Below are 9,281 nucleotides of genomic sequence, written 5' to 3'. Positions count from 1 at the left end.
TATCGACCACGAATACGGCAGCGACACGGGTCGCGGCGCCGGCCAGTCGATCAACTTCACGGTTGCGGCGACCGACGGCGACGGCGATTCCGTTGACCTGACGCTGTCGGTGCGTATCGTCGACGATGCACCCGTGGTGATTGGCGACGGCAATCACAACGTCGTAGTCGACGAAGACGATATCGCGGCAAATGCGGTACAGCCGGCCGGTACGGACGGCGCGCAGTCGCACACGATCACCGGCGATATCACCAAGGTCGACTTCGGCGCCGACGGTTTCGGCTCGACCGCGTTTTCGGGTGCGTTCAATGTTCCGAATGCCAATGGCGGCGTTCTGACGGCCGGCGATGCGACCGGTCTCGACTCCGGCCTGACGTCGGATGGCGATGCGGTGTTCTTCCGCCTGTCGGCGGATGGCCAGCAGATCGAGGGCTATACGGCCGGCAGCGGCGAGGTTGTGCTGCGCGCGACGCTCGACACGGCTGACACAGGGTGGACCGTCGATCTTCTCGGCAATATCGATCACCAATACGGCAGCGACACGGGTCGCGGCGCGGCCCAGTCGATCAATTTCACGGTTCGTGCCACCGATGGTGACGGCGATCATGTCGACGTGACCCTGTCGGCGCGGGTGGTCGACGACTCGCCGGTCACGACGGGCGCGCCGGTTTCGGTGACGGCGGACGAGGACGACATCCACAACCTGCTGTCGCAGGGCAATCACCCCAATGACGGTTCGACCGACGGTTCGACGTCCGATTTCTCGGTCTTCGGGTTGGGCGACGCCGCAACCGTTTCGGGTTCGCTTGCCTCGGCGGTGGATTTTGGCGCGGACGGCCAGGCCGCAGGCGGCGGATTCGGCTTCTCGTCCGACGCGGTCGCGACAATGGCGGCGCTCGGCCTGACCTCGAAGGGCGGCACGCTGTCCTACGCCGTCTCCGGGAACACGATTTACGCTTATGTCGATGGCGGCGGCACCGCGGACTTCGATTCGCTTGCCGACCGCCCGGTCTTCTCTCTGACGCTTAACAGTGAGACAGGTGCGTTCACCTACCGGCAGTTCGACCAGTTGGACCATGTCGACGGCAATGACCAGAACACCGATCTCGCAACCGCCGGCGGCGGATCGATCGCGGCGATCGACTTCGGCGCGGTAATCGAAGCGACCGATGGCGATGGCGACACGATCGGCCTGTCCGGCCAACTCTCCGTTACTGTCACCGACGATGTGCCCGAGATCTCGATCTGGACGGATAATGCCGTCAGGATCGACGAGAGCGGCGGCGGCGCGAACGACAATGTGACATCGTTCATCGGCAAATTCGCTTTCGGACAGCTGTTCGGCGGCGTCGACAATCCGGGCTCCGACACTGACATGAACGTGATCTACGCCACGGATGACGTGATCGACATGTCGATTGGCGGCGGAACGGACGACGATGCGCAGGTGACGCTGACGCTTGCCATCGACGACCCGGATTCCGGCCTGTCGACGACAGATGGCGACCCGATCTTCCTCTATCTGGAGGACGGCTTCGTGGTGGGCCGCGTTGGCGACCAGAACGGCGAGGCGGCCTTTGCCATCCACATCGCGCCCGATGGCCATGTGAGCGTGGCCCAGTACCTGTCGCTCTACCATCCGAATGACAACAATCCGGACGACCGCATCGATCTCGCCGGCAAGGTGTCGGCGGTATTGCATGTCGAGGATTACGACCACGACATCGTCGAACAGTCGGTCCAGATCGGCAACCGGATCAGCTTCGACGACGACGGTCCGAGCGTAGGCCCGAATTCGACTGTCGTGCTCGAGGACGACGATCTTCCGGGCGGCATCGAATACGGCCCGGGCGATGACAATGCGCCGGTTCATGCCAATGGCATGCTGAACCTCGATTTCGGCGCCGACGGCGGTTCCGTGGAATGGCTCGCCGGTATCCAGACGAGCGGCGGAGCGACGGGCATCGAGTCTCATCCCGATGGATCCGACCTGGTGATCACCCAGATTCAGGACGGCGTTCCGGTGACGGTTCTTACGGTGACGCTCGACACGGCGACGGGCGCCTATCAGGTGACGCAGAATGCGCCGTTCCTGCATGCTCCCGGCAACGACGAGAACAACCAGCTCTTCACCCTGACCTATCGGGTCACAGACGGCGATGGTGACCACAAGGACGGCGCGCTGACGATCAATGTCGATGACGACACGCCGGTTCAGGGCAGCGCCGACAATTCCAGCGTCGACGAGGGCAACCTGCCTGATGGCAATGGCGACACCGGTTATGACGGTGACATTGTCAGCTCCGCAACGGCGTCTTCCGGCAATCTCGGCATTTCCTGGGGTGCGGATGATAACCTGCTCGGCGAAAGCGCCGGCGACACTGTGGGCCGCTCCGTCGCCTTCGTGAACGCGACCGGCCCGGGCGGATCCGCTACGCCGCTTGGTGCAGGCGCAGTCACGGCCGCCCAGCTCGGCCTCGCCGTGCTCACGTCCGATGGCGTGGCGCTGGCCTACCAGATCGTACAAACGGCCGGCACCGGCGGCTCGTGGAACGGCGGTTACGAATTGATCGCCTACAAGAGTGGCGGCGATTACGCCGACACCGCCGACCAGGTCTTCAAGGTGACGATCGACCCGACGACGGCGAATGGCAGCTATTCGTTCGATCTTCTCGGCAATCTCGATCATCCGACCGCCGATACCGAGGACAATATCGATCTTACCGTCGGTTTCCGCTCCATTGACGCCGATGGCGACGCTGGCGCGCGTGGCACCTTTGTCGTCAGCGTCGACGACGATGCACCGCTCATCGGTGCACCGGAGCATGAATATGTCGACGAAGACGATCTGCCGCATACGGATTATGATGTTTATCATCCGGATGCCGACGACTCTGTGGTCCAGCACGGCAGTCTCTATGTCGTCTGGGGCCAGGACAACTACGACGGTGACGGCTCGGGTCCGATCGACCGCTCGGTGGCGTTCGGCGACACGATCGCAACCGGCGACCCGGTGATGTTCGTGCCCAGCGGCGGTGGTACTCCCACGGCGCTGACCTCGAACGGCAATCCGGTTTATTTCGTGCGCGTTTCCGACACGTTCGTTGTCGGCGTCGCGGACAATGGCAGCGGTGTCGGCGCGGACGCCGACGGCAACGCGACGTCCGGTACCAAGGTGTTCGACGTCCGGCTGTCCAGCGACGGCAATGGCGGCTACACCTTTGCGCTGTTCGACAATGTCGATCATCCGTCGGGCGGCGGCGAGAACAGTCTCGATCTGGTCCTCGATTTCGTCGCGACCGATGCCGACGGCGATTCCGCATCGTCCAGTTTCATCGTCTCGGTGAAGGACGACGTGCCCGTTATCGGTGCGCCGGAGCACGAGTATGTCGACGAGGACGATCTGCCGAATACGGATTATGATGCCAATAATCCGGATACCGACGACTCTGTGGTCCAGCACGGCAGTCTCTATGTCGTCTGGGGCCAGGACAATTACGACGGTGACGGTTCGGGTCCGATCGACCGCTCGGTGGCCTTTGGCGACACGATCGCAACCGGCGATCCGGTGATGTTCGTGCCCAGCGGTGGCGGTACTCCCACGGCCCTGACCTCGGACGGCAATCCGGTGTATTTTGTGCGCGTCTCCGACACGTTCATTGTCGCCATCGCGGACAATGGCAGCGGCGTCGGCGCGGACGCCGACGGCAACGCGACGTCTGGCACCAAGGTGTTCGACGTCCGGCTGTCCAGTGACGGCAATGGTGGCTACACCTTTGCGCTGTTCGACAATGTCGATCATCCGTCGGGCGACGGCGAGAACAGTCTCGACCTGGTCCTCGACTTCGTCGCGACCGACGCCGACGGCGATTCCGCCTCGTCCAGCTTCACCGTTTCGGTGACAGACGACGTACCGGCCGCCTACAACGACACGGATTCGATTGCGTCGGGGACGTCCGGTCCGGCGACGGGCAACGTGATCACGGACGCGGAAGGCGATGGCGGGGCGGACACGCCCGGCGCCGACGGCGCGGCGGTGACGGGTGTCGCGGCGGGCGACACGGGCACGCCGGTGACGGACGATGCGGGCGTCGGCATCATGGTGCAGGGCGACTACGGCAAGCTGACGCTGAACGCTGACGGCTCCTACAGCTATGCACGTGATGCGGGCACGCCGGGCGGTGTGTCGGACGTGTTCACCTATACGCTGAGTGACGGCGACGGCGATACCGACACGGCGACGCTGACGATCGACATCGGCAACGCCACGCCGCATATCAGCGACCTGACGCCGAAGGCCGATGGCGGCGACGTGACGGTGGACGAGGACGACCTGCTGGCGGCGCGCGGCGCCTTGGAGGCTGACGGTTCGGACACGAGCAAGGAAAGCACGACGCAGTCGGGCAGCTTCACGATCAGTTCCCCGGACGGCATCGCCTCGCTGACGATCGACGGCCATAGCTTCATCACGAACGGGGTGTTTGCGGGCGGGGCGTTCACGACGGCGCTGGGCAACACGCTGACGGTGACCGGCTTCAATGCGGCGACGGGCGAGGTGAGCTACAGCTACACGCTTGTCGACAACGAGACGCATGCGGCCGGTTCGGGCGAAAACAGCCTTTACGAGGACTTCGCGGTGGTGCTGACCGACCAGGACAGCCAGAGCGCCAACGACACGCTGACGGTCAACATCGTCGACGATGTGCCGACCGCCAATAACGACACCATCCCCGACCTCATCACGGGGGAGACGGTTCTGAACGGTCTGCTTGGCAATGACGTGTTCGGCGCAGATGGTGTGGACACGGTGAATAAAGTCACGGTCACGAACGGGACGGGCGGAACGGTCGTGTATAACGGTGACGGCACCTTCACCTTCACCCCTGGCGACGGCTTCAACGGCGAGGCCGATTTCACCTACACGATCGAGGACGCCGACGGCGATACGTCGACCGCGACGGTCACGCTTTCGAATGTGCAGACCAACACGGTGCCCAGTGCCGGCGAACAGTCGATCGCGGTGGACGAAGACGGGCTCGCGCCGCTCGGCCTTGCCGGTGACGGTGTCGGGACCGGCGACGTCGCCGGCGAGGCATTCAGCCAGTCCGGCACGCTGATTCACGATTTCAACACCGACGGACCGGCGGCATCCGATCCGATCAACTTCGCTCCGCTCGACGGAACGGCCGTTGTCGACACGGGTTCTGCCGCGGTCGAATCCGGCGGCACCGCGCTCACCTACTACTGGGATGGCGCGGGCGATGTCCTCTACGCGTCGAAGGACGCTTCGTCGCTTGGCGACGCTCAGGCGACAGCGGCGTTCAAGGTGGAGCTCAACACCGCGACCGGCGAGTATACCTACACCCAGCTGATGCCGCTCGACCATCCGGTCACGGGAACCGAGGACGACATCACGATCGACCTGACCTACCAGGTCAAGGACAGCGATGGCGAGACGGCGCAAGGGACGTTGACAGTAACGATCGACGACGACACGCCGTCGGTTCCGGCAACCGAAGCAGACGCGACAGCAGGCACCCAGCCGAGCGTCAATGTCGTGCTCGTCATCGACACGTCAGGCAGCATGGGCGACGGCTTCACGTCGGGAACCAGCATGTATCTGGCGAAGCAGGCGGCCATCAACCTGTTGCAGAACTCGGATGTCGACTTCAACAAGGTGATGGTGGTCGAGTTCAATTCGGACGCCAGCCACAATACGCAGGCAGGTTCCGCGTGGACCGATACGGCCGACGCGATCTCGTTCATCAACGGTCTCGATGGCGGCGGCAGCACGGATTACGACGACGCACTGAAGGAAGTCATGGATAACTGGGGTACGACGCCTGCAGGCGCCGACCAGACCCTGACCTACTTCATTTCCGACGGCGAGCCGACAGCATCGCCCTATGGGGCGAGCGATGGTATTGGCGAGGAAGGTATCAATCCTTCCGACAGCGATATCAGCCGCCAGGAATGGGAGGCCTTCCTTCACGACAACGGGGTCGATGTTTCCTACGCGATCGGCGTGGGCAGCGGCGTCAGCACCGGCAATCTCGCCCCGATTTCCTGGGCAGAGGGTGACGCCGATTACGCGCCTGTCATCATCAACAACGCCTCCGAACTCGAAGTCCTGCTGACCGGTACCCTGCCGGGCAATCCGAGCGGCAACATCTTCGACAATGGCGGCGGCTACGGCGCAGATGGCGGTTCGATCGCGTCGATCACGATCATGGGCGAGACCTTCACGGCGGCTGCCGACGGTCCGCAGGTGATCATCGAGAGCGGTGACGTGCCTGGCTTCGTCGGCAAGATGGTCTTCAACTTCGCCGACAACGGCCTCAATGATGCAGGCGACTGGGACTATTTCGCCCCCGACAGCCTTGGGGCCGACGTCGACCTCGCGTTCAACTACGTGCTGGTCGACGGCGACGGAGACAATTTCCAGGGCGATCTGACGATCCATGTCGATGTGCCGCCGTCGGTGACCGTGGACATTGTCGACACCAACCTCAGCGATGGCGACAACGCTTCGCAGGTTACCTTCCAGTTCAACGAGGACGTTAACGGCTTCGATGAAACTGACGTGTCCGTTGCTGGTGGCGCGCTGTCCGATTTCACGCAAGTGGACGGTGACACCTACACCGCGACCTTTACGGCCAATGACGGGTTCGATGGCTCGGGTTCGGTGTCGGTTGGTGACGGCAGCTACACCGACACGTCGGGCAATCCGGGTTTGTCGGGCTCCGATACGGTCGATATCGACACGCTCAATCCGACCGTCGCGGTGAACATCGTCGACGCGAACCTGAATGGCGCCGACAAGACCTCGCAGGTCACGTTCGAGTTCAGCGAGAACGTGTCCGGCTTCACGGCTGGCGACGTGACCGCGGACCATGGCACTCTGTCCAACTTCACCCAGGTGGATGGCAACAGTTATACGGCGACCTTCACTGCGGATGACGACTACGATGGGACCGGTTCGGTGACCGTGGGAGGCGGCAGCTATACCGATCTGGCAGGCAATACGGGTTCCGGCGGTTCGGACAACGTTGCCATCGATACGGCAGTGATTAAGCCGACGTTGACGTTCTCGTTCACCGATGATGAGACCGTAAATGGAACGCTCTACAAAGATGGCGACATTGTTCAGTACAACGGTTCCAGTGTTTCCAAGCTCTTCAGCGAAACCAATTTCTGGAACAGCAATGGAGATGTCGACGGAATCCATGTTTTCACTGATAGTGGGTCCATCAAAGGCTGGAATAACGGTACAAACACCCTTTCGTACAGCGCGGGCGACATTCTTCTGAGCACGAGTAGCGGTAGTGTCTGGCTACCAAGTGCTGGAAGTGGTTGGATTAACTTCCAGAATGAGGACATTGTATTGTGGGATGTCAGCGCCAATAGCGGTGCCGGCGGTGCTGTGCTGCTCTTCGACGGATCCGATGTTGGTGCGTCCAATATCGATGCCGTCAGCGTCAATCCCGACACCGGCAATCTCGTGTTCTCGATGTCGTCCGGGGTTGGTTCGTTCGATGATGGCGATCTCATCGAATTCGACGGATCTAACTTCACGAAATTCTTCGACGAAAACGACGGATTTGCGGGTGCCAGCCCGGGCTTTTCCGGTAACGAAAACATCGATGCGGTCCACGTTCTCGGCAACAACGAGATCATCTTCTCGACATCCGGCAACGGGTCGATCGGTGGCGTCAGCTTCGAGGACGGCGATCTCGTTCACTGGGACGGCACGACGGCCACGATCATTCTCGAAGAGGACAATTTCTTCGGGAACAACAAGTGGGACATCGACGCTGTAGACCCGTCAAAGGAAGTGCTGGACATGCTGATGGCCAATGTCGTCCGCCACGCCCCGCTCATGGAGACGCGGCAGGTCGAAACGACCAGCGGCAACAACCAGTTCGTCTTCACCCTCGTGGCGGCGGCTCTGGCGGCGGAGTTCGTCTCCTCGATCCAGATCGATATCTCGGCCCAGGCCGCGACCATCGAACCCGGCCAGGTGGTGATCACCGACTCCTCGGGCGAGGAAGTCGCGGGCGCTGCGGTGAGTGTGTCCGATGACGGTACGGTCCTGACGATCGCGTTGCCCGACGGAGCGGTCGCCGAAGGCGGTTCGCTGACGATCGGGCTGGCGACGGACGACGGCAGCATCGTCGATCCGCAAGACGCGAGCTACACGGTCACCTTCAGCGACGGCGGAAACCTCGACGGCAGCTATGTCCTCGCGAGTGACGGAACCGGTGTCAGCTCGGCCGTCGCGGACGTCCAGACCGGCCTGGCGATCCAGGGGACAGACGGTGACGATGTCCTGATCGGCACCGACGGCAACGATATCCTGATCGGCGGCGACGGCGACGACATCCTGGCCGGCGGGCTCGGGTCGGACACGATGACCGGTGGGGAGGGCGCGGACACGTTCGTGATCGGCGTCGACAGCCTGACGGATGTGGATGTCAAGGACATCATCACCGACTATGCCGATGGCGAGGACACGATCGATCTCAGCGAACTTCTCCAGTCGCTCGGTACGGATGCGCCGACCGATGCAGGCGAGGCCGAGGCCGTGGTGAATCTCGTCAACAACGGCACCGACACCACGGTTCAGGTCGATGCCGACGGCACGGGCAGCGGCACGACCATGGTCGACGTCGCCACCCTGCACGGCGTGCATACGACGATTTCGATCCTGTTCGACGACTCGGACACGCCGACAGATGTCCACTAGGAAAATTTCATTTGCCATTGTCGGCGAAACGGGCTGAATTCCCGATGGAAGGAGATTGCACATGAAGATCGTGAAGGCGTTATCGTTGGCTCTGGCGATGGCAACGGGGGTGATGGCGTCCGCCAGCGCCGCCGACCTGTTCAGTTCACCGGAAATGTGCCGGCTGGTGCAGCCCGCACATCTGCTGACCATCGAGAGTAATGATCAGCTGACCGACGAGGTCGTGCGGATGATGACGGAAGCCGTCAACGTCGCCGACAGCTCGGCCTGGATCGACTCGCAGCGTCACGCCTTCACATGGGCGTCCGAAGCGAAAGTTGCCTGCGGAAAGGCCTATGGCTATCTGCGCTACAACCACCGCGACGACGACTATCTGAACAAGTGCGAGTGCTTCTACAAGCGCATGCAGCAATACATGTACTGAGCGCGCAAGCGCCACCGGAGTCTCATGCGCCGACCGGCTCGGTAACCGCCCGCGGAAGGGTGGTTCCGGGCCGAGGCGCGTTAAAGATCGAAAGTGCGGATGCCCTTTAGA

2 protein-coding genes are annotated in these 9,281 nt (G+C 62.4%); both read left to right on the top strand.

Annotated features, from left to right (window positions below; translation table 11 throughout):
* Nucleotides 1-109 precede the first annotated feature (109 nt).
* Entirely contained in the window at nt 110-8,746 is an 8,637-nt protein-coding gene (locus IG169_RS23680) for a T1SS-143 repeat domain-containing protein (RefSeq protein ID WP_210326178.1), read from the top strand.
* A 61-nt stretch (nt 8,747-8,807) separates the two neighbouring features.
* Complete coding sequence (locus tag IG169_RS23675) at nt 8,808-9,170, top strand: hypothetical protein (protein WP_193178748.1); 363 nt, start codon at nt 8,808-8,810, stop codon at nt 9,168-9,170.
* The last annotated feature ends 111 nt before the right edge of the window (nt 9,171-9,281 follow it).

This window comes from Oricola nitratireducens (genome assembly GCF_014904745.1).
Classification (GTDB): Bacteria; Pseudomonadota; Alphaproteobacteria; order Rhizobiales; family Rhizobiaceae; genus Oricola; species Oricola nitratireducens.
This window is presented reverse-complemented; position numbering and strand designations above follow the sequence as displayed.

Bases quoted from the DNA above. Each gene is read 5' to 3' on its own strand.
- IG169_RS23675 (WP_193178748.1), top strand. From the start codon at position 8,808: ATGAAGATCGTGAAGGCGTTATCGTTGGCTCTGGCGATGGCAACGGGG.